At 60.6% G+C, this 24,937-nt stretch carries 21 protein-coding genes; 8 read left to right on the forward strand and 13 right to left on the reverse strand.

The window, feature by feature from the left end; all coding sequences use genetic code 11:
• Nucleotides 1-60 precede the first annotated feature (60 nt).
• Complete coding sequence (locus ELX51_RS18215; RefSeq protein ID WP_127754824.1) at nucleotides 61-1,254, reverse strand: histidine kinase dimerization/phosphoacceptor domain -containing protein; 1,194 nt, start codon at nucleotides 1,252-1,254, stop codon at nucleotides 61-63.
• A 414-nt stretch (nucleotides 1,255-1,668) separates the two neighbouring features.
• Nucleotides 1,669-2,031 (reverse strand): helix-turn-helix domain-containing protein, encoded by a 363-nt coding sequence (locus tag ELX51_RS18220; RefSeq protein ID WP_127754825.1) that lies wholly within the window; start codon nucleotides 2,029-2,031, stop codon nucleotides 1,669-1,671.
• 124 nt (nucleotides 2,032-2,155) lie between these two features.
• Here ELX51_RS18220 and ELX51_RS18225 point away from each other — a divergent pair, with 124 nt between their 5' ends.
• A complete protein-coding gene (locus ELX51_RS18225; protein WP_127754826.1) occupies nucleotides 2,156-3,097 on the forward strand; it encodes an alpha/beta fold hydrolase in 942 nt (313 codons plus the stop codon).
• A gap of 1,288 nt (nucleotides 3,098-4,385) precedes the next feature.
• Here the strand turns inward: ELX51_RS18225 and ELX51_RS18230 are convergent.
• Nucleotides 4,386-4,835, reverse strand: coding sequence for a nuclear transport factor 2 family protein (locus ELX51_RS18230; protein WP_127754827.1), 450 nt, complete (start codon nucleotides 4,833-4,835; stop codon nucleotides 4,386-4,388).
• Nucleotides 4,836-5,119: 284 nt separating this feature from the next.
• On the reverse strand, nucleotides 5,120-6,085 hold the full coding sequence (locus ELX51_RS18235) for an aldo/keto reductase (RefSeq protein ID WP_127754828.1): 966 nt from the start codon (nucleotides 6,083-6,085) through the stop codon (nucleotides 5,120-5,122).
• A gap of 133 nt (nucleotides 6,086-6,218) precedes the next feature.
• Between ELX51_RS18235 and ELX51_RS18240 the strand changes: the two genes are divergently transcribed.
• Nucleotides 6,219-7,097, forward strand: coding sequence for an AraC family transcriptional regulator (locus ELX51_RS18240; protein ID WP_127754829.1), 879 nt, complete (start codon nucleotides 6,219-6,221; stop codon nucleotides 7,095-7,097).
• Nucleotides 7,098-7,150: 53 nt separating this feature from the next.
• Here the strand turns inward: ELX51_RS18240 and ELX51_RS18245 are convergent, their stop codons facing one another.
• The 4 genes from ELX51_RS18245 to ELX51_RS18260 form a co-directional block, all read right to left on the reverse strand.
• Nucleotides 7,151-8,353 (reverse strand): MFS transporter, encoded by a 1,203-nt coding sequence (locus ELX51_RS18245; protein ID WP_206524665.1) that lies wholly within the window; start codon nucleotides 8,351-8,353, stop codon nucleotides 7,151-7,153.
• A 4-nt stretch (nucleotides 8,354-8,357) separates the two neighbouring features.
• A complete protein-coding gene (locus ELX51_RS18250; RefSeq protein ID WP_127754830.1) occupies nucleotides 8,358-9,395 on the reverse strand; it encodes a zinc-binding dehydrogenase in 1,038 nt (345 codons plus the stop codon).
• 229 nt (nucleotides 9,396-9,624) lie between these two features.
• Nucleotides 9,625-10,098, reverse strand: a complete 474-nt coding sequence (locus ELX51_RS18255; RefSeq protein ID WP_127754831.1) for a nuclear transport factor 2 family protein — start codon at nucleotides 10,096-10,098, stop codon at nucleotides 9,625-9,627.
• 662 nt (nucleotides 10,099-10,760) lie between these two features.
• Nucleotides 10,761-11,348, reverse strand: a complete 588-nt coding sequence (locus ELX51_RS18260; RefSeq protein WP_127754832.1) for a TetR/AcrR family transcriptional regulator — start codon at nucleotides 11,346-11,348, stop codon at nucleotides 10,761-10,763.
• Between the two features lie 159 nt (nucleotides 11,349-11,507).
• Between ELX51_RS18260 and ELX51_RS18265 the strand changes: the two genes are divergently transcribed.
• Nucleotides 11,508-12,059, forward strand: coding sequence for a DUF1993 domain-containing protein (locus ELX51_RS18265; RefSeq protein WP_206524666.1), 552 nt, complete (start codon nucleotides 11,508-11,510; stop codon nucleotides 12,057-12,059).
• A gap of 511 nt (nucleotides 12,060-12,570) precedes the next feature.
• On the opposite strand, the gene ELX51_RS18270 is transcribed toward ELX51_RS18265, so the two are convergent.
• The 3 genes from ELX51_RS18270 to ELX51_RS18280 are packed head-to-tail and all read right to left on the reverse strand — an operon-like array spanning nucleotide 12,571 to nucleotide 15,891.
• Entirely contained in the window at nucleotides 12,571-13,806 is a 1,236-nt protein-coding gene (locus tag ELX51_RS18270; RefSeq protein ID WP_248305183.1) for an alkene reductase, read from the reverse strand.
• Nucleotides 13,803-15,086: an epoxide hydrolase gene (locus ELX51_RS18275; RefSeq protein ID WP_248305184.1), complete on the reverse strand. Its 1,284-nt coding sequence runs from the start codon at nucleotides 15,084-15,086 to the stop codon at nucleotides 13,803-13,805. Before ELX51_RS18275 ends, ELX51_RS18270 begins: the two co-directional genes overlap by 4 nt.
• 49 nt (nucleotides 15,087-15,135) lie before the next feature.
• Nucleotides 15,136-15,891 carry an SDR family oxidoreductase gene (locus ELX51_RS18280; protein ID WP_127754833.1) on the reverse strand — a complete coding sequence of 252 codons (756 nt, stop codon included), beginning with the start codon at nucleotides 15,889-15,891 and terminating at the stop codon, nucleotides 15,136-15,138.
• A gap of 92 nt (nucleotides 15,892-15,983) precedes the next feature.
• Here ELX51_RS18280 and ELX51_RS18285 point away from each other — a divergent pair, with 92 nt between their 5' ends.
• The gene (locus ELX51_RS18285; protein ID WP_127755377.1) at nucleotides 15,984-16,892 is read left to right on the forward strand and encodes a LysR family transcriptional regulator; all 909 of its coding nucleotides are present in this window, start codon (nucleotides 15,984-15,986) and stop codon (nucleotides 16,890-16,892) included.
• 439 nt (nucleotides 16,893-17,331) lie between these two features.
• Here ELX51_RS18285 and ELX51_RS18290 read toward each other — a convergent pair whose 3' ends face one another.
• Both ELX51_RS18290 and ELX51_RS18295 read right to left on the reverse strand, forming a co-directional pair.
• The gene (locus ELX51_RS18290; RefSeq protein WP_164854917.1) at nucleotides 17,332-18,789 is read right to left on the reverse strand and encodes a tyrosine-type recombinase/integrase; all 1,458 of its coding nucleotides are present in this window, start codon (nucleotides 18,787-18,789) and stop codon (nucleotides 17,332-17,334) included.
• A gap of 493 nt (nucleotides 18,790-19,282) precedes the next feature.
• Nucleotides 19,283-20,344, reverse strand: a complete 1,062-nt coding sequence (locus ELX51_RS18295; protein ID WP_127754835.1) for an SDR family oxidoreductase — start codon at nucleotides 20,342-20,344, stop codon at nucleotides 19,283-19,285.
• Nucleotides 20,345-21,038: 694 nt separating this feature from the next.
• On the opposite strand from ELX51_RS18295, the gene ELX51_RS18300 reads away from it, so the two are divergent.
• From ELX51_RS18300 to ELX51_RS18315, 4 genes are all read left to right on the forward strand, one after another.
• Complete coding sequence (locus ELX51_RS18300; RefSeq protein WP_248305370.1) at nucleotides 21,039-22,076, forward strand: methionine ABC transporter ATP-binding protein; 1,038 nt, start codon at nucleotides 21,039-21,041, stop codon at nucleotides 22,074-22,076.
• A complete protein-coding gene (locus ELX51_RS18305; protein WP_127754836.1) occupies nucleotides 22,066-22,743 on the forward strand; it encodes a methionine ABC transporter permease in 678 nt (225 codons plus the stop codon). The genes ELX51_RS18300 and ELX51_RS18305 overlap by 11 nt, the downstream gene beginning before the upstream one ends.
• 20 nt (nucleotides 22,744-22,763) lie before the next feature.
• A complete protein-coding gene (locus ELX51_RS18310) occupies nucleotides 22,764-23,546 on the forward strand; it encodes a MetQ/NlpA family ABC transporter substrate-binding protein (RefSeq protein ID WP_127754837.1) in 783 nt (260 codons plus the stop codon).
• A gap of 130 nt (nucleotides 23,547-23,676) precedes the next feature.
• Nucleotides 23,677-24,834 (forward strand): aminotransferase, encoded by a 1,158-nt coding sequence (locus tag ELX51_RS18315; RefSeq protein ID WP_127754838.1) that lies wholly within the window; start codon nucleotides 23,677-23,679, stop codon nucleotides 24,832-24,834.
• Nucleotides 24,835-24,937 lie beyond the last annotated feature (103 nt).

Raw genomic sequence — 24,937 nt, forward strand, 5'->3', positions numbered from 1 at the left:
GGACAATGCATGGATTAAGGAAGCGATGCTTAACTACACTCCGCCATCTCGTTCCACCTGTCAGTGAACGGTGTCTTTCAGCCCTGGAAAGTCGATCCAGAACTTGGCACCGGCTCCGTCTTCCCGAGTTCCGAACTGAAGAGTCCCGCCTAGTTGACGGGCCAATGCCACGACGACCTTCATGCCCAGCCCACTCGTATTCGCCGGATTGAAGTCCGCGGACAGGCGGTCACCCGAGTTGGCAACCGAAAGCCTATGCCTTCCGGGTGACGGCTCTTTGAAGCTTACCTTGATCTGACCGCCCCCGTGTTTGGTCGCATTGATGACCAGCTCGTTCAGGACCAGGCCCAGAGGTACGAGCAGGTCCGCCGCCAATGAGGCAGGCTGTACATCGACCAGAATGGGCACATCCGCGTTCAACGTACCTTGCAGCTCTGCCATGAGATTTTCAATGTAACCCTTCGCATTCACCGAACCGGCACTCTGGTTCTTGAAGATATGCTGGTGTACCCGGGCCACCGACGCAACTCTCAGAGCCGCCACACGAAGCTGTTCGGCGGCATGCGAGCCCTCCACCTGCCTTGCCTGGAGCTGCAGCATGGATGAAACCAGCTGCAGGCTGTTCATCACGCGATGGTCGATTTCCTGCCCGAGCATGCGAGCTGTCTCGAGTGCGTCGGAAAGCTCTGCAACCGCTTTTCGTGCAGCCAGGCGCAGTTCCATCTGGTCCATGACAACCGAAGCAAGATGACGAAGCTGCTTGATCTGTTCTTCGGTGACCGGGCGTGGCTCGCGATCGATTACGCAGAGCGTGCCAAGTTTGAATCCATCTGCCGTGGTTAGCGGAACGCCTGCGTAGAACCTCAGACCGAACTCTCCGGCGACCAGTGGATTGGCCAGGGAACGAACGTCTGTCGCCGCGTTCTCGAGAACCCAGACCTGATCCTGTACGATCGCCGATGCGCATAGTCCCGGCTCTTTGCCGATCTGCTTGACACCATCAAGCCCGTGATGGGACTTGAACCAGACCCGATCCGTATCGACTAGGCTGATGATCGAGATCGGCACGTTAAACAGGCTAGCTGCAAGCGCGGTGATCCTGTCGAACGAGCCGTCCGGCGGCGTGTCGAGTATGTCGTAGCGCCTCACGGCGGCCAAGCGCGCTGCCTCGGCTTCGGCATCCGTCAAATTCGATTCTGTCGACGACATCGTTCTTCCCGTAGAGGCTAAGAGCATGGTGTAACTCTCAGTCATCCGCGCCCTTGTTCAGTGGCCATTGATATTCACAGCCTACAGCATTTCCGCTTCATCGATAGCATGCCGCTGCTGAGATATCGCTTACGTTATCCCCCCGTCAGCGATCTTGACGGTCAAATTGCCGAGCGGCAGTTTTTGGGATTTAGCGATGTCATATCGAAGGTCTGAATGGGGTCGTTGGCAGCGCCCTACCCCACTTCGTATTGGGGGTGGTAAGCCGAATGGCAGCTTTTCGGCCAGAAGGACTGACAAGCTGCCGCTCGATTATGCTCCTCATGCCTGGTTCACCAACGGGAAGAAGAAGGCCCTCTTAGATGATATCGGATGCAACAGCGCGTCCCGATCGCAAGAGGGGCGCGGTCCCAAGTGCACGGCATGTATGGACGCATTGGCGCCGAGGGGAATACCGCGTCATTGAGCGTTGTCGTAGCTGGCCCGGCTGTCGCGAATGAATTCCCGATGTTCAATGGCCCAAACAGCAAGCTGCCGTGCGGTTTGAGTCAGGGACATTCCCGCCTCGCTTAGTGAATATTGCACCTGTGGCGGCGTGGTGTTGCGGACTGCCCGATGAACCAGTCCGTCACGTTCCAAGGCCTTTAGCGTCCGGGTTAGCATCTGCTGCGAAATTCCCGGCACCTGCCGCTTGATGCTGTTGAAGCGTTCCGGCCTGCGGCTTAGCAGCACCACAATCTGAACTGTCCACTTGTCACCAATCCGTGCGAGCACGTCCCCAACGCCGGCGCAGTTCGGAAGTTCGTCGAGCACATCAGTCATAGCTGTAAGACCTGTCACAAGAAAATGCGTTCTCGGAGCAGCATAAGAAGTCACATATCCTTAGCAAGTCTAGAAATTAGACCTGACGCTCACGGATTGCAGGTCGAGGTAAAAGGAAGTTTGGATGATTGGCATTTCGACCCCCCGTGAAGCCAACATGGATGCGCCAATGCCTGTAGCGTCGGTCCGGGCACTGCGGTTGCAGTCTCCCGGCCGAGGTGAGGACCTGCAGTTGCGTGTGTCTGCACCGGTTGTCGGTAGTGACTTGCCTGTGATCCTGTTTTCACATGGCTTTGGGTCGTCCATGGACGCCTATGGGCCTCTGGCGCACTATTGGGCGGCACATGGCTTTGTCGTAATTCAGCCGACCTACCTCGATTCACGACGGCTCGGCCTGGCACTTGATGATGAACGGCGGCACTCGATCTGGCGCATCCGTGTGCAAGACGCGAAGCGCATCCTCGACCATCTCGACCAGATCGAGCGAGGGTTGCCCGGCCTTGCCGGAAGGGTCAACCGCGACAATGTTGCGGCTGCAGGCCATTCTTTTGGTGGCCAGACAACGAGCATGCTGCTTGGCGCCCGCATGTTGGCGGGCGGTCTCGACGAGGCCATGTTTGATCCCCGGATCAAGGCGGGCGTCCTGTTGGCATCAGCAGGCAAGGGCGGAGATGATCTAAGCGAAATTGGGCGAGCCATCACGCCTTACCTCCACACCAGCTTTGACCACATGATCACGCCAACGCTCGTCGTCGCAGGTGATGCGGATCATTCCCCATTGACAACCCGGGGGCCTGATTGGTTCTACGAACCTTATCAGCTTGCCCCGGGGAGTAAGACACTTCTCAACGTTTTCGGCGGCGAGCATATGCTGGGCGGCATCTCCGGCTACGCGGTTACCGAAACTACTGACGAATGCCCGGAACGCGTGGCCTTCATCCAGAAGGTCACCCTGGCCTATCTGCGCCAGCAATTGCTGGGCGACGAGGAGGCGTGGTCCAGCGTCCGCGCAGCTCTTAGTTACGACCCCGTACCCAAAGGCAGTCTTACGACCAAGTTGAGTTGATGAGCAACTAAGCGGAGCGCGGTACGTCCCCATGCCTCCACAAAGGTGCTCTCCTCAGCAATGCGGCAGCTTGTGGCCGAGCGTGCGGCCACAAGCTGAGTGCCGCTAGCCAAATGGTCGGCAGCCGTCCATGAGCTCCGCAGCGGACAGGCCTCCGCCGGTAGCACATTGTCAAGACGGCCGGGCAGGACGTCGCACATTTTGCATCAGCACACCCAGCATTTCACCTAGCCAGCATGCAGGGAGGGATGTCCCCCGCATGCTGACGTAGCCGGACCTAATGAGAGATGCTCGCCGGAGCACTGTTCCGGGTCCCCACGGCCGCCGGAGGACTGAGAGGCTGAAGTGTATCCTTGTCGAGTAGGAGGAAAGAGCCCTGTCCATCGGCGCCGCGCAGGTCAACCCGGATGGCTTCGCCCCATTGCTCCACCGCGTCAGCATCAATGCCTCGCTGAGCAAGGCTCGTGATAACGCTGGACGCAGAGCGTCCATGGACTTCCTGCTCCTCTTCCGTCAACGACTGCGCGGCAAATGCACTCACAGGTAGCAGGGCCACTGCAGCTGCAAGGAGAGCTGTCATCACCATGACTACGCCTCCTTCCTTGACCGCCGCGGCCCTCCGCGCGCGGGATTGCGCATAGGCTACGGAGGCGCTCAAGGCGACGCACTCGATTGCCGAAATCTCTGGATCATTCGTACCAAGTCTAAGCTTTTGCATGACAATTCCTTCTGTCTTGAAGGCTTCATACCTAGGACTTTGGTGTCATCGGTGCGTGCCGAAAACTCCTGGATGCCTGCCTATTCCTCTTGATGCGATGCGCAGACCCGGCCACAGGAATCGAGCTGGGAATGCTGGGATGAGAGCTCTCGGTAAGGTGAGCACGGCTCTAACGAACGCCGTTGACCGCATGGTCCGCCTTATAAGGTCACATGATCTACGCCCTGCCGCGCCAGCACGCTGCGCTCGATCAGGCATACAACCGAGCAATTGGTTTGAGCTAACAGAGAGTGGGCAGTTCCGGTACCAACCGTTCTGGGAGCATCCGATTGGCTGCGGCAACACAGTGCCGCTGAGTGCAGGCGTCAAGGAGCGGTTCAGCTTCGGATCGGCTCCTTCGGCTTACCAACGAGATGGCACTTATTGAGTTTGGGACCGCTCGCGCTCCGAGAGCGTCCGGATCGTTCGTCCATTCCTCGTCATCTCTTGGCGGCACATCTGCTCGGAGGCGAACATGTGATCGCCCCCAAATCCGCGGTCGCTTGCAGTGTTCGGGATCCGCTTGATGGATTAAACCATTCGCGAGGCAGGAGCCCCAAACTGCTCGTTTAACGCCCTGACATCGTATTGAACCCACTCTTCGGCGAGCCGGCCATTATCTTCGAATCTGAAGTGATTCATGACCTCCCAACGAATTTCTCGGCCGTTGGGCTTCAAGGGGCCGCCCGGAGCTGCTGTGAAAACAAAATCGAACTTGCCGGAGAAAACAGTGCGAGCAGCGAGATAATTGCCTTCGGCAATGATTGCTGCTCGTTCCACCTTCATCCCCGACAAAGCGGCACGAAGCGAGGCGAAATAGGCTTTCAGCTCGGGGTAAGTGAGATCGCCGCCCGGTCCGTGGAAAATGAAGTCTGGGCTGAAATATGCATCGAGAGCAGCATTGTTTTCTCGGGCGATCGCCTTCTCGCCAATACGGATCAGTGGCTCTGCGAGCGGGTTGGTGGACATCGGCACAGGCATAAAGGTCTCCTAATCTGCTGATGGGCTTCTCATGATCGCACTGATCAATCGTGGTGGCTGGGCACTGCTGCGGTATGACGAGACAGCGACCGAGAAAGCCGCTGTTCCGCTGCAAACACTTTGAGCTTACAGCCCCGAATGGGCGCTGAAATGAGCAAGCGCCCATGGGCACCAGGCGCGTCACGCTTGTAGACATTCGGAAATAGGTGGCTAAGCCGACGCGGATTGCTCTGCGGGATCGATTGGCATCCCTTTGGTGATCAAGCCACCAAAAGGACGAGTCTTCATTTCCACTCGGGGATCATGCTGGGCATCGCGTAGCGGGCGCCGGCTGCGCCCTCGGGCAGAATTGCCGTGATCCCAGCCAGATCTTCTGCCGTCAGCTGGACCGCAGCCGAGCCGATATTCTCCGCTAGGCGTTCCTTGCGGCGCGTGCCCGGGATGGGAACGATGTCGTGCCCTTGCGCCAGCAGCCAGGCGAGAGCCAGTTGCGGCACGGTAACGCCCTTTGACTTGGCCAGCGCCGTGAGCTGCTCGACCGCAGCCTTGTTCTTCTCGAAATTGCCAGGCTGCCAACGCGGATCGCTGCGTCGCAGGTCGTTCTCGGCATAATCTGCAGCCGGCTTGACCTCGCCCGTGAGGAAACCGCGACCAAGGGGAGAATAGGGCACAAAGCCGATGCCCAGTTCGCGCAAGGTGGGGAACAACGCCTCAACCTCCCGTTCGAACACCGAATATTCGGTCTGCAGCACGGCCACCGGCTGCACGGCATGGGCGCGACGGATGGTTTCGGGCCCGGCTTCGCTCAGGCCGAAATACTTCACCTTGCCGGCAATGATCAGGTCTTTGACCACGCCGGCTACATCTTCGATCGGCACATTGGGATCGACCCGGTGCTGGTAAAGGATATCGATGTGGTCCACACCCAAATTGCGCAGGCTCCTGTCGGTGAGCTCGCGGATGAACTCCGGCCGGCTGTCGATACCCCAATCCTCGGTGAAGCCGAACTTGGAGGCGATCACGATCTCGTCGCGAAATCCTTTGACGGCGCGGCCGAGGATCTTTTCATTCTCGCCCCAACCGTACACGGCGGCCGTATCGAAAAAGGTGACGCCCTGGTCAAAAGCATAGCCGATTGTCTCGATGCCCTGGGCTTCATCGCTGTCCCCATAGGCAATGGAGACGCCCATGGCTCCATAGCCGATTGCCGAAACTTCCGGACCATTCAGACCGAGTTGACGCTTTTCCATGACAATTCCTTCCATCCTGCAGGCCTCATAGCTAGGGCCTTGGCCTCACCACTGCGTGCCGAAAACTACTGAATTCTTGCCCATTCCTCCTGATGCGTTGCGGAGGGCCGCTTGCCGGGACTAGTATCGCGAGATGAGCACCACCACAGACTTGAAGCGCCTGATCCGGCCATATGCCTTGCAGCCAAAGACGGTGACGTCGTTCACGCGGCTCGAGATCATGCGGCTGGATCATCCGACGGCGCTGCAGCCGGTGATTTACGAGCCGGCTGTTTGTCTCGTGCTGCAGGGTGCCAAACGCGCCGTCATCGGCGAAAAAGTCTTGGCTTATGGCGAAGGCGATTACTTCATCGCCGCGGCCGAGGTAGCAGCGCTTGGCCGGATTTCAGCAGCGACCAAGGATGAGCCTTATCTGGCTCTCACCCTGCTGCTTGAGCCCCAGGTGATCGCCGGCGTGCTGCTGAACTTGCCGAAAGGGATCGAGCCCCCGGTCTCGTCCGGGTTCTACACCAGTACGGCAGACAGCAAGCTGCTCGATGCCTGGCTGCGGCTGGTGAGTGTGCTCGAGCGACCCGACGAGGCCGCAGTGCTGGCCCCCATGATCGAGCGGGAAATCCTGTTCCGGCTGCTGCAGGGCCCGAGTGGCGTCCTGCTGCGCCAGATTGCCGGGAGCGACAACCGGCTATCCAGCATCCGCAAGGCCATGGCCTGGCTGCGCGAACACTACGCTGAGCCGGTCAGGGTCGAGCGACTGGCCGCCATTGCCGGAATGAGCCCGTCCGTCTTCCACAAGCATTTCAAGGATGTGACGGCGCTGTCCCCCATTCAGTACCAAAAGCAGATTCGGCTGCACGAGGCGCGGCGGCGACTGTCGCAGGCACCGGTGGACGCAGCCGGTGTGGCCTTCTCCATTGGCTATGAAAGCGCCTCCCAGTTCAGCCGAGAATACAAACGCTTGTTCGGTGCCTCACCGGTGCAAGATGCCAAACAATTGCAGAGTCTAATCGGTTAGGAAGTCGTTGGTTCGCCATCAAATCCTCTAGTCAGCCCGTTAATACCCTCCAATTACCGGCCATCAGAGGGGTCAGAGGTCTTGTCGCCGCGCGATCCGGCAAAGAAAGTCAGGGCGGCCGCGAGCGCAAGCAAACTCCCCGCAATAAAGGCGCTGTTGATACCGTTGCCATCTACAAGAACGCCGCCAGTGAATGCGCCTAGGGCCAGAGCAACTTGGAACACAGTAACCATCATCGCCGAGCCAATCTCGAAACGCTCTGGCGCGGCCGCATAGAGCCAAAGTTGCACGCCTAATGGTACACCGCCAAATGCGAGACCCCACAGCGTTACAAATGCGATGGCGGCCAAACTGTGGCCGCCAAAAAGCATAGCCAGGAACAGGGCGACAGACAGCAACAGCATGACGCCCGCAAACCCCACGCGCAAACTCTGATCCAGCGCCTTTTCAGCTGCGAAAGTGCCCAGCAGTCCGGCCACACCATATGCCGCAAGGACGCCGCTGAGCATTGACGGGCTCAGGGCTACAACCTGCTTCAAGAACGGCTCAAGGTAGGTGTAGGCTGCAAAATGTCCGGTAACGATCAAGGCCGTCGCCAGCAACCCGATGCGCGCCTGGCGCACCGCAAACAGGGCGAAGATGTCACCTACCCTCACCACCCGGGTTGCTGGAAGCTTGGGCAGGAGCAAGGCCTGGCCGATTAGGGCGGCAACCGATAATACCGCCGTCGCCAGGAACGCCGAGCGCCACCCCGCCCATTCACCAATCAGCGCGCCGGCGGGAACACCGGCCACTGTCGCGACCGAGATGGAGGCAATGATAATTGCCGTCGCACGTCCGCCGGCGGACTCCGTGACAAGCCGCCTCCCGATCGCCGCTGAAAAGGTCCAAAACCCTCCAATACATAGCCCCAACAACACGCGGCCCAGCAGCATGACACCGAAAGACGGCGCTAAGACTGCCACCACGTTGCTCAGAACAATCAGCGCGGTCAGCACCACAACAAAGATCCGGCGATCGATTGATCCTGCGGCAACTGTTAACACCGGGGCGGCAATTGCCGCCGCGATGCCGGGAACGGTCACCATCAAACCGGCAGATCCCTCGGAAACCCCCATGTCCGCCGCGATGGCGCTCAACAGGCCAATAGGCAGGAACTCCGTCGTCACCATAGCAAATGCGCCGATAGCGATAGAGGCAACAGCAAGCCAGGGGCGAATTGATGGGTGATGCCCCATCGTGCTCGAGCTTGTCATCGGATCAATGCCCCCCAGAAACGTTGTGCTTGGAAGTCAGCAGCACCGTGCCGAGCTTGCCCGAGCGTTCAGCTTCGCTGACAGCTAAGCCCACCTGGGCGAGATCATACTCAGCTGCGACTCTGAACAAGCCGGGGGCGCTCCGCGCCAATTCCAGTGCGATGGCCAGGTCGGAAGCGCGCACTTCGTCGGGCAAATTGCTCCATCGTCCAACGGAAACGCCGGTGATTGTTATGCCCCCTGCGGAGAAGGCAAGCGCAGGCACACGGATCGGCTCCCCGGAAAGGTCGCCATAGGAAATGACCGTGCCGCCATCCATGCCCGAAATGACTGTGCTCAAAACGTCTCCGCCGACAGGATCAAGTACCATGCGGATGGGCCGGCGATCAGCGATTGTGCGCAGCTCTTCCTGCCATTCTGGATTTTCGGTGCTCGCCATTGGCATACCAGCGAAGTCGCCTTCGACCGCTGCCATGCTGATGTGGGAGCGGACCAAGCCGACAGGAAAGTAGCCCTTGTTCAGCAAAAGAGAGGCGGTAAGCTTTGCGACTTGAGATCTGGCGGCTGTCAGAACAACTGCGTCGCCTTGCTTAAGGCCAGTTTCCTCGGCAGCGCGCACGATCATGGCTGCAGTCAGCGGATTAACATGCAGCTGGGCGGCCGTCTCCGCAGCGATGTCGTCTGGGACCAGCGTAACAAAGCGGGCGGGAACCAAGACCTTCTCGCTCCAGGCGCCGCGCGCCGGAAAAAAGGCGACTCGCGCACCTGGCACAAGGCCGCTGGACGGGCTCACCTCCGGACCAATCGCCTCGATGGTTCCGGTCCCCTCAAAGCCAATCTGCGCGCCGTCCGGTCCAACCGGCGTTATGTTGCCGCGTGACCGGTACAGCCCCCGAACGCCAATTAGATCTCCCGGACGAACGGGACGATGCGTAGCTCGAACCAGGACTTCTCCATTTCCTGGTTCACGTAATTCTGGCCTTTCCGTTAGTTGCAGCACGTCGGCCGGATCGCCATAGCGGTAGTAGATGATGCTTTGCATGATATGCCTCAGCGCAATGATGGAATGCCAGTAAGAAGCTTGGTGACAAAGGTGGGGGTTGGTCGGGCGCCGCGAAGTGTCTGCCTCGACGACTTCGTTCCAGTAGATCAGCCTGGAATAGGTACGATTGCCCCCAGAGCCTGAGCGGCTGGTACACTTTTCTAGGACAGACGCTGAGTGCCGCCGGAAGGTCCAGCATCTGCCTGCAAGGGCGCCGGCAATGCCGGGGTCAATTGTTGGCGGGAGCGGCGGGTTCTTTCGTTCTGCGGACGGTGTCGCCCCAATGGAACCTCGCCCGGTCACTGCTGGTGAAGTCCGGGTCTACGTAGACATGGACGCGCTTGATAAGCAGGTCATCGAACACGAACACGTTGCAGAAGCGGCCTTCTGAGCGCTCCGGGTTCGGCCAAACCTTCCCATCCTTCGTTGTGCCTCCCTCGTAACCTTCCACAACGACGTAATCGCCACTGGTGATGAAGTTCAGGCGATCGAAGTCATGTTTGATAGTCGCAATCTCGGTCATGAGACCCGCGGCACTTTCCGCGACAGCAGCCTTGCCGTAGCCCACGCCAAACTTGGGAAAATAGAGCTGAACGTCGTCGCTCATCAGGTCGAGAACTGCGGGATCGCCGGCGTCCACCCTCCGGAAGTACTCAGTTGCTACTTCGATGCGTTGGGCGGTCAGTGCATCAGGCTGGTTCATTGTGGTTCCCATGCTTTTGCGAGTTAGCTGCGGCCACTTCGGCCCATCAGAAGAATACAGTTCGGTATGGTATCGATCAGTACTGAAACTGCATTTACGTGTCAATGCCGCTCATCCGCTCTCTTCTCGCGGCAGTCCCGAAGCACAGCTTTCAGTTTTGCGTACGACAGCCGATAAACCTCCGGGTCCCTTGTCACGGCTGGCGTAACCCCATTCTGGTCCGATGCAGGACAGCTGCTTTGTCTGGCCGATCATTGACCATCACGAGGGTCCGGTGTCCCGGTCCGTTATGCCTCCAAGTTCAACAACATCGATGCGGTGCATGAGCGGTCTTGCGAGGCATGAAGGCCGTTCCACGCCAGTCTTCGCCACATTGCTGATCGAAGGCTCCCTCTTATGAGAAACCATCTCGACTGCCCGGACGGTTAGATGCTTTGCCCGTCGAGCGCATCTCTCTCGCCGGTGGTTCGCTTCTTGGTCGGTTGCCAAGGCATCTTCAGGAGCAGAAGTCCAATCCCCTACGTCGGCAGGCATAAAATGGACGAGGCCGTGGATCGGCTTTCACCCGCCACCCACGGCCTCGAGAGCTGCATCGTTCCGGAGCGTGCTCGAAGTGACTCGCTGAAAATCCCGGTTCCAGAGCTTCAAATTGGCAGGCTTGCTCAGGCTTTGGTCGGCCAAGTTGTCAGCACGTGGTCGATAACCAGATCGAGAGCACTTCTTTCAACCCCAGCCTTCGCCTGCACGGCCATGCCTTGGGTGACAATCATCACGAAGCGTGCCAGCGCAGCACAGTCAGCCGATGCCGGCAAATCGCCTTCCGCCCTTGCTCGCTCCAGTCGCTTACACAGAGCTGCCTCGTTGGCCGAGCGCCGGCGGATCAGTTCTTGCCGTACGGGTTCGCTCTGGTCCGAGCAGGCAAGAGCGCCATTAACCCCGAGGCAGCCTGGATGCACTTCATACCGGGTCTGCTGCTCGGCTGAACCACGCAGAATGCGTTCCACCACCTTAAAGGAACTCGGCTCTGATAGCGCCTCGGTGATGAAAGACAGATATTCAGCTTCGTAGCGGTCGAGCGCCTGAAGGAACAGCGCTTGCTTGTTTCCGAATGCCGCGTAGAGACCGGGGCGGGCCACCCCGGTTGCGGCAGTCAGGTCTTCAAAAGAGGTGCCTTCGTAGCCCTTTTGCCAGAAAACACCCAACGCGGCTTCGAGCGCGTCGTTTACGTCGTACTGCTTGTGCCGGCCCATGGTCCGTCCCCTTCTTGCTCAGCTACGGCCATCATCTGCAGTTGACGACCGCTGCCCACATACGATACCGATCGTTATCGTACCTCTTGATATTGAAATTGGCTAGCACCTTGATGCAAGGCCAACTGCGGGAGGCACTAGCGCAAGGATGAGGAAATCATGAACGATAGCCCGCTCGGCATGTATGAGGCCTCCGTGCCGCTGTTCCTTGGCGGCTTCCGAACCCTTTCCGGCCTGCTCACGAATGCCAACGAGTTCGTCGCATCCGGCCGCATTGCAGAGCACGATCTCATCGAAGCCCGGCTTGCGCCGGACATGGACCCGTTGCGTAGCCAAATCCAACGCGCGAGCGACACCGCCAAGGGATGCGCCATGCGGCTTGCCGGCCGGGACGTGCCGAGCATCCCAGACGATGAGACGACGTTGCAGGACCTTCAGGATCGCGTGGCAAAAACGCAGGCGCTGCTGCTTTCCCTGTCCCCGGGCGATTTCGCCGACAGCCATGCCCGCTCGATCAAGATCAACATGCGCCGCCGTTGGGTCACGTTCGATGGCCGGGACTACCTGCTGGAATTCGCGCTGCCAAACTTCTTCTTCCACGTCACAGCCGCCTACGCGATCTTGCGTCACAACGGGCTAAAGATCGGCAAGCTCGATTACCTTGCGGATGTCCGCGAGCGCTGGGACAGCCAGCGAAGCTCGGGCGCGTAACCTTCCCGCGCGTGCTTGGGCGCATTGGCAACCAGGTTCCACCGCAATCCCTTTGGGTCCGGGGAGCCGGTCTAAATGCGGACCGTCTCGGCCGCACGCCTACCCCTGCCCGGCGCGCCGGCCAATGCCCGCGTTGGATCGCGGCCCAAGATACAGGAAGGGGTGGTAAGCGGTCGGCTGGCTCTGGGCCAGAGGCCACCGGAAAGCAGCCGCCGGACGCTAACTTGCGGACAATGAGACACCAGAGATCGAGCGCGCTGGGTGCTTGCAACGGCCTGTGATGCGCGGATACGCTCGGCGTCAGCTTGTATTAGGTAACACCGCGCTTTGAAGCTGATAACCAAAGGGTCGTCGAAGCCTTCCCGAGTACACTGTGGCGACGCTTAGATGCACGCTTGATGATACGAGTCGTGGGAGATTGTCAGTCCGACGGCGGTCAATGCTTATGACTTCCTGTGATCGCTCCACTACCGCACTGCGCTAGTGTAGCAATGGTGTTGGTAATGGCGGTTTAGTTGGCGAGCTCAAGAAGAGGATAGTCGGTGTAACCGCGGGCGCCCTCGCCGAAGAAAGTCGTCGGGTCGGAAGTATTGAAGGGCGCTCCAACGCGTAGGCGCTCCACCAGGTCGGGATTGGCGAGGAAAGGCACTCCGAACGCAACAAGGTCCGCATGTCCGGCGGACAGGACTGCATCGCCCTTCGCTCGGTCAAAGCCGCCATTGACGACCAGCGTGCCCCGGAACACAGGACGGAATGTCTCAGCAACATTCCCAATCTCAACGGGCCCCGTGTCATAGGCGGCCTCGTTTGGCTCGGTGAGATGAAGATATCCAACCCCCAGGCGATCGAGTTCGCGCACGGCATAGCTAAAAGTCTCGCGCTTATTGCTGTCGTGCATGCCGTAGAGCACGGAAGAGGGAGACAGCCGAACGCCCACTCGTTCCGCCGACCAGGCCGCTATCATAGCCTCGGCCGTTTCCAGTAGGAGCCGGGCACGACCAGCGATGGACGCACCCCAGCTGTCGGTCCGGTGGTTAGATCCGTCCTGCAAAAACTGGTCCTGCAGGTAGCCATTGGCCCCATGCAGCTCGACACCGTCAAAGCCAGCCTCGCGAGCGTTGCGTGTGGCCTGCGCGAAATCCTCGATGATGGCGGGTAATTCAGCCGCGTGCAGTTCGCGTGGCTGGGGGAAATCTACCCTTCCGCGCGGCAGGAAGAAATTGCCAGACGCGGCGACCGGCGAAGGCCCGACAGGTAGTTCGCCTCCGCGGATTTCCGGGTGGGAGACACGGCCAGCATGCCAGATCTGGTTGTAGATCCGACCTCCCGCAGCGTGAACCGCATCGGTGACTTTACGCCAGCCGGCAATCTGGTCATCGCGATGGATGCCAGGGGCCCGAATGATCCCATGTGCTTGATCGGAGACCTGCGTGCATTCGGTGATGTTCAGTCCGGCACTGGCGCGCTGAACATAATAGTCGATCATCAACTCACTGGGGACGCCGTTTTCCATTGCTCGGGTCCGAGTCATGGGGGCCATGACAATGCGGTTGGGCAGGTGCAGCCCGTTGAAGTCGTAGGGCGTGAATAGACTTGTCATTGTCTGTAGTCCTTGGTTCAGGTCAAGCATGGCGTTGCCGCCGTCCGCGACGATGGCGTGGCCGGTGAAGAAATCGCTTTGGGAGAGGCGAGGAAGAAGACGATGCTGACGAGGTCCTGGGGGACCTCGTCGGACTTCAATCCTCAACGAATGATCCTGAACGCCTTGCGAAGTTCATCCGTGAATAGGGCCGGCTGCTCGAAAGCCGCGAAGTGGCCACCATGTTCTACCTCATTCCAATAAAACAGGTTCGGCCACATCTGCTCCGCCCAGGATCTTGGCGCGCGCCAGATTTCACGTGGGAACACGGTTGCGGCCATTGGCAGCTCGATTCTGCCGAAATTGAAATCCGGTCCCGTGGGGGCATTCTCCCAATACGTGCGTCCAGAGGAGGCCGCTGTATTCGTGAACCAGTATAACGAAATGTCATTCAGCATCTCGTCGAGGGTGAGCGCGTCTTCCGGGTTTCCTCGATTGTCGGTCCAGGCATGGAATTTTTCATAGATCCACATCGCTTGGCCGACCGGACTGTCAGCCAGGGCATAAGCGACCGTCTGTGGCCTCGTGCCTTCAAGGTGGAAATAGCCCGAACCATCACCCTTGAAGGCTGCAATGGCGTCCAGAGCGGTTTTCTCGACAGGCGTAGGATTGGCCCGGGGCATGTTATCATGGACAAATTGCCAATTCACATGTGCGGCCACCAAGCCTTGCGGTCTCAGGTTGGCAAGAAAATGCGTTACTGCGGCACCCCAGTCACCACCCTGCGCCACCCAACGGTCATACCCTAACCGTTGCATCAGAGTTGCCCAAGCACCTGCGGTGCGCGGGATGTTCCAGCCTGTTTCGCTTGGTTTATCCGAGAAGCCATAGCCAGGCTGTGAGGGGATGACGAGATGGAAGGCGTCCTCTGCTCTGCCGCCATGAGCCGTAGGATTGGTCAGCGGATCAATGACTTTGAGGAATTCGATGAACGACCCTGGCCAACCATGCGTCATGACCATAGGAAGGGCGCTTGCGTGCTTTGAACGCACGTGCAGGAAATGAATGCCAAGGCCGTCGATATTTGTCCTAAACTGGGGAAGCTCGTTGATTTTCCGCTCGAACCTTCGCCAGTCATAACCGCTGGCCCAGTATTCGACGAGTTCGCGTGCTTTAATTAATGGCACACCTTGGGACCAATCTGCCACCGTCTCCTTGTCGGGGAACCGTGTCCGAGCGAGCCGTGCCCTAAGATCAGAGATGCTAGACTCCGGCACATCGACCTTAAATGGTGTTACGGCCTCCGTAGCGGGGGGTAGCGCCATCTCAGCACGCGCTTCCCATGCCAGCGCCGCTCCCAGTGCAATAGCTGCCGGCGCCGCTGCCGCGTGCCTGAGAAAATTCCTGCGTGATGATCGAATAGCGTCGTTCGGAATATCGTTTCTCATAGTCTTATCCAAGGTTGGCATTAAGGGCAGGTAGATTGTCACACCCATGCTAGATCTGGGCGCTGCCACCGTCGGCGAAGAGCTCAGCGCCGGTTACGTAGCTGGAATCGTCTGACGCCAGGAACAGGGCGGCAGCCGCGATTTCGTCGGCTTCGCCGACCCGACCCATCGGAATGGTCGTGGCGAGGTAATCGAGAAGGCCCTGCTGCTGCACGGCATCGGGACCAGCAAGGTCGACGAGCCCGGGGGTGCGGGTAGCGCCTGGGCTGATCGTGTTGATGCGAATGCCACGATCCTTGAGATCCAGGATCCAACTGCGGGAGAGGTTGCGAACGGCGGCCTTGGATGCGCTGTACACACTGAAGGCGGCAGTCCCCTTGCTACCGGTGCTCGAACCGGTCAGGATCACCGAAGCACGCTCGCTCAATAGCGGAAGGGCCTTCTGAACCGTGAACAGAACGCCCTTCACGTTCCGTTCGAACGTCGCGTCAAATTCGGCCTCCGTGATAGCGCCGAGCGGCTGCATTCCGCCGCCGCCAGCATTGGCGAACAGCACGTCGAGCCGGCCCTTCTCGTCCGAGATCACCCGGAAGAGGCGATCGAGATCGTCGAGTTTTGTGGAATCCGCGTTGATGCCACCGGCATTCGTACCGATCGCCGCCACGGCATCGTCCAGCGCCTGCTGCTGGCGTCCGGTGACGAACACGTAGGCGCCTTCCGCCGCGAAGCGCTTCGCTGTCGCTAGCCCAATGCCCCTTGTGCCGCCCGTAACCAGGGCGACCTTCCCTTCAAGTCTTCCAGTCATTTCAGTTCTCCTTGGTTGGATGGCAATGAGATATGGACGTGCGCGTGCATTCGAAATAGAAACGAATGCAAAGCATCGTTTCAGGAATGGTGATGTCGAAGCTGCCCGATCTCGAAGGCTTGGCGATCTTCGCTAAGGTCGCAGAGGAGCGTTCCTTCGCCCGCGCAGCGCGACTCCTGGGACTATCGGTGGCCACGGTTTCCCGTTCCGTCGGCCGCCTGGAAGACCGGCTGGGAACCCGATTGTTCAACCGAACCTCGCGCCAGCTAGCCCTGACCGATATGGGAGCGAGCCTCGCGGCCCGGGCTAGCGCGATCTACGCCGACGCGGAGGCAGCCGAGAACCTTGTACTCGAACAGTCGAGCCAGCCTCGCGGTCTGGTCCGGCTGGCGATCCCCATGTCGTTCGGTTTGCGCTGGGTGACACCGCTGCTGCCTGCATTCTTTCGTCAGTATCCCGACGTCTCGATCGATCTCCATTTAAGCGACGCGGTGGTGGACATCGTTGGCGAAGGGTTCGACGCGGCATTGCGGATCGCCGTCCTGCCCGATTCCTCATTGGTCGCCCGGCATCTGGCCGATATCGGCGGGGCGGTAGTTGCCGCCCCCGCCTATCTCGAAACGCGTCGGCTGCCAGAGCGACCGGCCGACCTGGAGCCGGCGGACTGCCTCGGCTATGCGTATCGCCCTCGACAGGACGTGTGGCGTTTCCGCAGCCAGGCAGGCGAGGAGGAGTCGGTCACGCCGGCCGGCAAGCTGCGGGTCACAAACGTGGATGCGCTCCTCCCCATGGTGCTTGACGGTCAAGGCATCGCGGAACTGCCCGCCTTCATCGCCGATCCATACTTGGCGGAAGGGCGCCTCGTGGCCCTGGTACCCGGGTGGACATTGCCCCGGGGGGCGCTGTATTTCGTCACCCCTTCGGCCCGCGCTCGACCGGCTAAGGTCAGCGCTTTGCTGGAGTTTCTCGCCGCTCAGCTGTCACGACCGGTTTGGTCGTAGCTGCAGCAGGCTAATGCGCTCGCGCGCAGCCAGAACGAGACAAGGAAGCGCAGTTCTGGCGGGGCCTTCATCAAGAAGGCGACGGAGCCCGCCCGATATTCCCGCGTGGTGGCTTGGTACCAGCCGCTGCGCGCCAATCTCAATAGGGCCGGCATTGGCGGGTCTGCTGCTGGACGAAAGCGGAGGCCCGCTGATCGCTTGCCTCGCCTTTCTCCAGGCCAAGGTAGCGGAGAAGACCTGGCAATGGCAGCTTTCCGGATAGCCGCACGCCACTACGAACGGCAGAAACGGGGTCGTTAGCGGCCGGCATATAGCTGGTTTTCGGGTTCGGCGGCTTCTGCGTCGCTGCTTCCCTACGGAATCTCGGACGGAACGAGCATTTTCCGGATCAGCGACCCGAGCGGTCCGTCGGACGAGCTTCTTTCGGAGTTCGTAAAGTTCATGACCGCGGCGTGATCGCCTCCGGCTGGATGACTGGTGAACCATCAAGTGGCGGCAGCTTGATCCTCTCCACCGCCTCCCGTGCCGCGATCATCTCCGGTCCTTCGGAATAGTGGCCGAGTGTCATCCCCTTGCGGGTATGGCCCACGATCGCCGCGATCAGTGGCTCGGGCGATCCGCTACGCTCGGCCTTGGTGATGAACCAGCGACGGAACGAGTGAAAGTTGACGCGGGAGCGACGCTTGCCGGCAACCATATCATCAACGCCCAGTGAGCGCCTGTACGTGGTGAAGTGCTTGCTGGCCCGAAAGCTGCGCTCAACCTTGGGCTTGTCCGGATCGCGGGGGTATTCCGGGAACAGGTCGTCTTCGGGCTTCTTGCCCTGTAGGCGGCGCCCGACGATCTCCATCAGGTCGGAATGGATGGGTACGAACCGCTCGCCCTTCTCGCGCTTCTGGGGTTTGAAGCGGAACGCCTTGTTGTCGATGACGTCCCCCGCTTTGAGGTCGACAACGGCATCGAGGCGCGCGCCGGTGAGCGCACCCATCATCATCACGTCGCGCAATGCCTGCTTGCATTTGCCCGTCAGCAGCGTGACGACCTCCTGCTCGGTGAACGGGCGCTCCAACTCGCTGTTCTTGGCGGTCGGCATATAGACCACCGCCTCCTTCCAAGGATTGGCGGTGATCTGCCGCAGGGATTTCAGGTAGTCGAAATAGAGTTTGAGCCGGGACACGTACTTCTTGATCGTACGCGCCGCCATGCCATGTTCGTTCTCGAGGTGCGCTACGAAATCGGCTACCACGTACTCGTCGACCTTGGTCGCGTCGTCGCCCAATCCCTGGCAAATGCAGAAGGCCCCCAGCATCCGTAGTGCCCGGTCATGGTCGTCTTCGGTGCGCGGGGAAACCCTGAGGCGCTTCTCCTTGTAGGCGGCGTCGGCATTGGCGATGGGAAGGCCGCCGTTCATGGCCACGTTGACGAAATCGTCCGCCAGGCGCTCACGGTTCGGATCGTAGACCGGAATGCGCGTTCCGGCATCGCCGGCCTCGCCCGTACGAGCCATCCATGGCGAGACCTCCCGATAGCCCACAGGCTTGCCCAGGATGCCTTGGACCGTGTCCTCGACGATAGCGCGCGCGAGGCCGCCGCGTTCTTCGGGACCGTAGTCGGACAGGGTCTTCGCCAATTCCGAAGCCTGCTGCAGGACGGCTTGCCGGTCGGCACGACCCGCTCCGAAGGTCTGGCGCTCGAAAGCGAGGATTTCCTCCTTGAGGTCTTTGACGACCGCCCACTTCGTCTCGTTTGCGACAGCCAGGCTGTCGGTGCCGAGCTGGCGCTTGAGCTTGGTCGTTCCCATGGCCTTACGCAGGACCTTGGGTACCGTCATGACGACGCGGTACTTGCCGTGATGGAGTTCCAGAAATCGCTTGTCGCCTGCGGCGGTGCGGGCCATGATAATGCCTCTCGCGTACCCCTCTACGTACCCCAATAGGGTACCCGGCAGCGTCCGGAAAACGGGCATCTAGTTAAAGAACAACTAGGAAAATCCTTGCGTCGAGCGCGCCCGCTCAGCTCCACCATTTTCCGGCGACGCATGAAAGCCCTGCAACTTCAGGGAGTAGCAGGCCCGCAAAATCAGTCGCGTACCCCAACACGTACCCCATTTGCGTACCCCGTAGAATTAGCCCCAGTATCCATTTTCAGCACCAGGGACTGTGGCCCTTCCGGGTCGCTCATTTCCTGCGCTGATCGGCCGGCGCAAGATGCCTCTCGACCGAAATGTCGGGCAGTCGCCGGGAGCTCGCGCTAGGCCGCAATCCTTGCCCTGCGGTAAGCATGCCCGGCTCGGGGAGCGCTTCATGCATCAGTTCAGGGTCGAGAGCAGGTGGGGAGACATGCTTCTGCTCCTTGGCTGACCCCAAAACAGCAAATTGGTCCGGTGCCACCTATGGGATCAGGCGATCAGCGCGCAACTGGGTGAACAGGTCATAAAAGGCCTGATCGGTTGGCTGATAGCGGGTAAAGCCCAAACTGCGGCTCTTGCCCATGTCGGTGACGACCTCGATCGGGCGCCCCAAATCAGCGTCGGTATGCCAGGGTGAAGCCAGGCGCGAAAGCTCCGGCTCGACCAAGCCGTGGCGCTCGGCAAGCTGCTTCCAGATGGGGGCGTCGCCTTGCATCTGCTGCTCCAGCGTCAACACTGTGCCGTCGAACGGCGCGGGCTCCAGGCCGAACCACTCAGCAATCCGAGCCCACATCCAGCTCCACCGGAACACGTCACCATTGACAATGTTGAACGCCTGATTGGCGGCGGCCGGGGTGGTTGCGGCCCACAGCAGCTGGTGCGCGAGCTGGCGCGCATCCGTCATGTCCGTCAGTCCGTTCCATTGCGCCGCTGATCCCGGGAAGCGGAAAGGACGTCCGAGTTCGCGGCAGAGCGAGGCGTAAACAGCCAGGGTCGTTCCCATGTTCATGGCATTACCGACAGCTTTGCCGATGACGGTATGCGGGCGATGAACGCTCCAGGTGAAGCCGTCGCGCGCGGCGGCGGCAAACACTTCATCTTCCTGTGCATAATAAAAATTAGCGACGTCGAGCCTGCCTTGATCTTCCCGGAACGGGGTTTGTGGCAGCACACCTTTGCCATACGACTCAAAGGGGCCAAGATAGTGCTTGAGCCCGGTTACGAGCGCCACATGGCGGGTACTGTTGCTTGACCGCAATCCGTCCAGCAGATTGCGCACCATGGCTGAATTGACGCGGATATTCTCCGCCTCGCTGTCTTGGCGCAGCCACGTGGTGATGAAAACCGCATCCACTTTGAGGTCTTTCAAGGCTGCCGCCGTCCCTCCGGCGTCCTGCAGATCCGCAGTAACGGGTGTAACCCCCGCCTGTGCAAGGGGACGCCGGGCCAGCCCGTAGACTGTCCAACCCTCCGAAACCAGCAGAGCGGTTGTCGCGCTTCCCACGATACCGCTTGCGCCAACCACCAATGCCGTTTTGGCCATAATCTTCTCCATCATGAAAGGTCGAATTCAGGTCGGGTGCAACTCCCCAGCACAAGCAATGGCGGTGCGAAGTGACCTTCGCACCCCTCTTTCTTCAAGCTGCGCCAGCGGATTGGTCGGTTAAGCCGTTGCTGTCCCAAGGAGCGGAACAAGGAACGCGATCAGCCAGGCGACCGAAATGCTGCGCTGTTAACTGCTGGTATCGCCGGTGCTTGTCCAAACCCACACGGCAAGGTTGGGGTTCCGAACTTCCCACGCTGTCCCAAAGGTGGTGGACCGCATTCTGCGCCGTTCGGCCGAGCAGCAGACCCGGCATGAAGTCCATCCAGGCTGGCTCAGCTTTAGCCATCGATTAGGCTCCACAAACCGCCTTGGATACCCAGTTAGGCCGACGCGTTCCGCCGGCGTGATCGCCTGCGGCACCGTGGTTATGCAAGTACGGGGGCAAACTCTGGTTGGCACAAGCCTGCCCAGCGCTATATGCACCAGAGCTGGACATAGCCGCAGGAATGCCGAACTAAGAATTAGGGCGTGGTGCCAACGAAGTTTTCCTGCCGGCTCGATGCAAAGCAAGCCTTGGCTCGACTCTGAGGTGCCGAGTCGCCAATCTACGCCCTGATTACCAGGATACCCCGTGAACCTTCATCTACACCCCATTCCCGCTCCAACGGCGACTGACAACGCACCGCCCCTTATCGCGCTGCGGGACGTCGAAAAGACCTATCCGGCGCGCTCCGGCGGGGGCGCCGTCAGTGCCTTGGAAGCCATTACGCTTGATGTTCCCAAAGGCTCCATCTTGGGCGTTATCGGGCGCTCGGGGGCCGGCAAATCGACATTGATCCGGCTGGTCAATGGGCTCGAACGGCCAAGCAGTGGCCGGGTCGTGGTGGATGGTGTCGAGATTTCCGCCCTGCCCGAACATGCCCTGCGCGAGCAGCGCCGCTCCATCGGCATGATCTTCCAGCATTTCAACCTGCTGGCGCGCCGCACCGCCTATGACAATATTGCGCTGCCCCTCGAGATTGCTGGCCTCCCCTCATCCCAGATCAAGGCGCGGATCACCCCCCTGCTCGAGCTTGTGGGTTTGGCCGACAAGGCGCGGCGCTATCCCGCCGAACTGTCGGGCGGCCAAAAGCAGCGCGTCGGCATTGCCCGTGCCCTCGCGACCAATCCCAAGGTGCTGCTGTCGGACGAAGCGACCTCGGCGCTTGACCCGGAAACCACCGAACAAATCCTGGCGCTGCTGCGCCGCGTCAATGCCGAACTGTCCCTGACCGTGCTGCTGATCACCCATGAAATGTCCGTCATCAAGTCGGTGGCCGATCGGGTGGCGGTGATCGATGGCGGCCGGATTGTGGAGGAAAGGTCGACCTTTGACCTCTTTACCCGGCCAAGGCACCCAACAACGCGCAACTTTGTCGCCAGCCTCACGGGCACCGAACTGCCGGCCCATCTCGCTAGCAAGCTTGCCTCAGATCCCGCAGGCGCGTCGCAGGCGCTGGTGCGCCTGACCTTTACCGGTGGCGACGCGGCCCAGCCCTTTCTGTCCGTATTGACCCGGCAACTCGATCTGGATCTGGGGATTATCCAGGCCAAGGTCGATCACATCGCCGGGCAACCCTTTGGCACCCTGATCGTGGGAGTCCCCGCCGTGCCCACCCAGGTTGCGGCGCTGAGCGAAGCGGCGCAAAAGCTGGGTTTGGATGTTGAGGTGCTTGGCTATGTGGCCTGAAGTTTTTTCCCCCCAGATCCTCAAGCTGCTGGTCTCATCGGTTGGCCAAACCCTCTATATGGTGGGCGTGGCCGGGTTGATCGGCACCCTGATCGGCCTGCCGCTCGGGGTGTTTCTCGCCACCAGCCGGCGCGGCGAACTCTTTGCCGCCCCCGCGATCAACAACGCGATCGGCCTTGTGGTCAACGCTGCCCGTTCCACCCCGTTCATCATTCTTGTGGTTGCCATCGTTCCCCTGACGCGGCTGATTGCCGGCACCTCCATCGGCACCAGCGCCGCCATCGTGCCGCTGACCATTGCTGCGGCGCCCTTCATTGCCCGCGTCATCGAAGCGGCGATTCGCGGGGTTGATCAGGGCTTGATCGAGGCGGCCCGCGCCATGGGCGCCACGCCGCTCCAGATCGTTCAAAAAGTGCTGTTGCCCGAGGCGTTGCCGGCCATCGTCTCGGCCCTCACGCTCACCGTCGTCAGCCTGATCGGCTACTCGGCCATGGTCGGGGCTGTGGGGGGTGGCGGCCTCGGGGATCTCGGCATTCGCTTTGGCTACCAGCGCTTCATGCCCGACGTCATGCTCGTCGTGGTGCTGGTGCTGATCGTTCTCGTCCAGGGCGTGCAAAGCCTTGGCGACTTCCTCGCGCGCCGGCTCGACAAGCGCGCCCGCTTCTGACTTTCAACAAGGATGCCTCTATGACCAAGACCTTCCTGCCTGCCCTGGCGCTTGCCGTCACGCTCTCAGCTGCGCCAGCCTTTGCCGAAACCTACAAGATCGGCGTCACGCCGGGGCCGCACGCCCAGATCCTCGAAGCAGTTCAGGAAGTGCTGGCACCTAAAGGCATCGAACTCGAGATCACCGAGTTCTCCGACTATGTCGTGCCCAACGAAGCGCTCGCTTCGGGTGAACTGGATGCCAATTCGTTCCAGCACCAGCCCTATCTGGACAACCAGATCAAGGACCGCGGCTACGACATCGTTTCGGTCGCCACCACCGTGAACTTCCCCATCGGCATCTATTCCGAAAAGATCGACTCCATTGAGGATCTCCCCGAAGGCGGCTCGATCGCCATTCCCAATGATCCCACCAATGGCGGCCGCGTGCTGCTGCTGCTGCAGGAAAATGGGGTAATCAAGCTCAAGGACGGCGTGGGCACGGCCGCGAGCGTCGCCGACATCGTCGACAATCCCAAGAACCTGCAGATCCTCGAGATCGACGCCGCCCAATTGCCCCGCACCCTGCCCGATGTCGATGCGGCCGGCATCAACACCAATTATGCCGAACAGGCCGGGCTTGATCCGGTGAACGGCGCCATCCTGCGCGAAGGCCCCGAGGGCCCTTACGTCAACATCATCGCTGTCCGCTCCGAGGACAAGGACGCCGAATGGGTCAAGGCGCTGGTTGAAGCCTACCACTCCGATGAGATCAAGCAGTTCGTCGACACCACCTTCAACGGCGCCGTCCTGGCGAGCTGGTAAGCCGAACAAAGGGCCGTCGCCGGGCTTGCTCGGCGACGGCACCCTCCCCTTGCGGCCAAGCCGGCGTCCATGGCAGGGGTGCTCGGCGTCCCCCTCAACAGCCGCCGCACCCGGCATCCGGATCCCGTTCATGAACGAAGTCTTTTCCCAACTCGGCGTCTCCATTTTCGAGACCATGTCGCGCCTCGCGGCCGAGCATGACGCGATCAATATCGGGCAAGGCTTTCCCGAAGACCTGGAGCCGCGCGAAGTGGTCGAGGTCGCCGCCGAGGCTATGCTGGCCGGCCCGCACCAATACCCGCCCATGCGGGGGCTCCCGGCCCTTCGCAAGGCCGTGGCCGAGAACGCTCAGCGCCACTTCGGGCTCGAGATCGATTGGCAGACCGAGGTGATCGTCACTTCAGGCGCCACCGAGGCCCTGGCCGCCGCCTTTCTCGCATTGCTCAACCCCGGCGACGAAGTCATCCTGCTCGAGCCCGCCTACGACTCCTACCGCCCACTGGTGCAGCGCGCCGGCGCCAGTGTGGTGCCGGTCACCCTCGAAGCGCCGCACTGGACCTTGCCGCGCGAGGCGCTTGAGGCGGCCGTAACCGCCAAAACCCGCGCCATTGTGCTCAACACGCCGATGAACCCGACCGGCCACCTCATGGGGGTCGATGACCTTCAATTCATCAGCGAGCTGATCAACCGGCACGATCTGGTTGCCATCTGTGACGAGGTTTACGAACACCTGACCTTTGATGGCCGGCAGCACATTCCCCTGATGAGTCTGCCCGAGGCGCGTGCGCGTTGTGTGCGCATCGGCTCAGCCGGCAAGTCGTTTTCCGTCACCGGCTGGAAGGTCGGCTATGTCACCGCCGATGCTCGCCTGCTCGGCCCCATTGCCAATGCCCACCAATACCTGACCTTCACCACTCCGCCCGCTTTGCAAACAGCCGTCGCTTACGGCCTGCGACTGGACGCTGATTATTTCGAGGGACTGCGCAGCAAGCTGCAGCAGCGGCGTGACCTGATGGCCGGATCGCTCCGGCAAGCCGGGTTCACCGTGCTGGATGCCCAGGGCACCTATTTCCTCAACATCGACATTTCAGCCTATGATCCAGCTGGGGACGATGTCGCATTCGCGCAACGGCTGGTGCGAGAAGCCGGCGTCGCCGCCATCCCCTTATCGGCCTTCCACAGCGACGGCCGCTCCAGCGGCCTCTTGCGCCTGTGCTTTGCCAAAACGCCGCAAACCATCCTCGCCGGCGTCGATCGCCTGCGTGATTGGCGCGCAAACAAGAACTGAGGGCCATCCCGGGCTGGCTAGTCCAAGCAAACCAGTCCGACTGCGTGTTTGGGGCCGTTGCGGTCCAGGCCTGAAACCCCCGGCAGATCGAGACAGACTCGCC

Origin of the sequence: Devosia sp. 1566, from assembly GCF_004005995.1 — a bacterium.
Classification (GTDB): domain Bacteria; phylum Pseudomonadota; class Alphaproteobacteria; order Rhizobiales; family Devosiaceae; genus Devosia.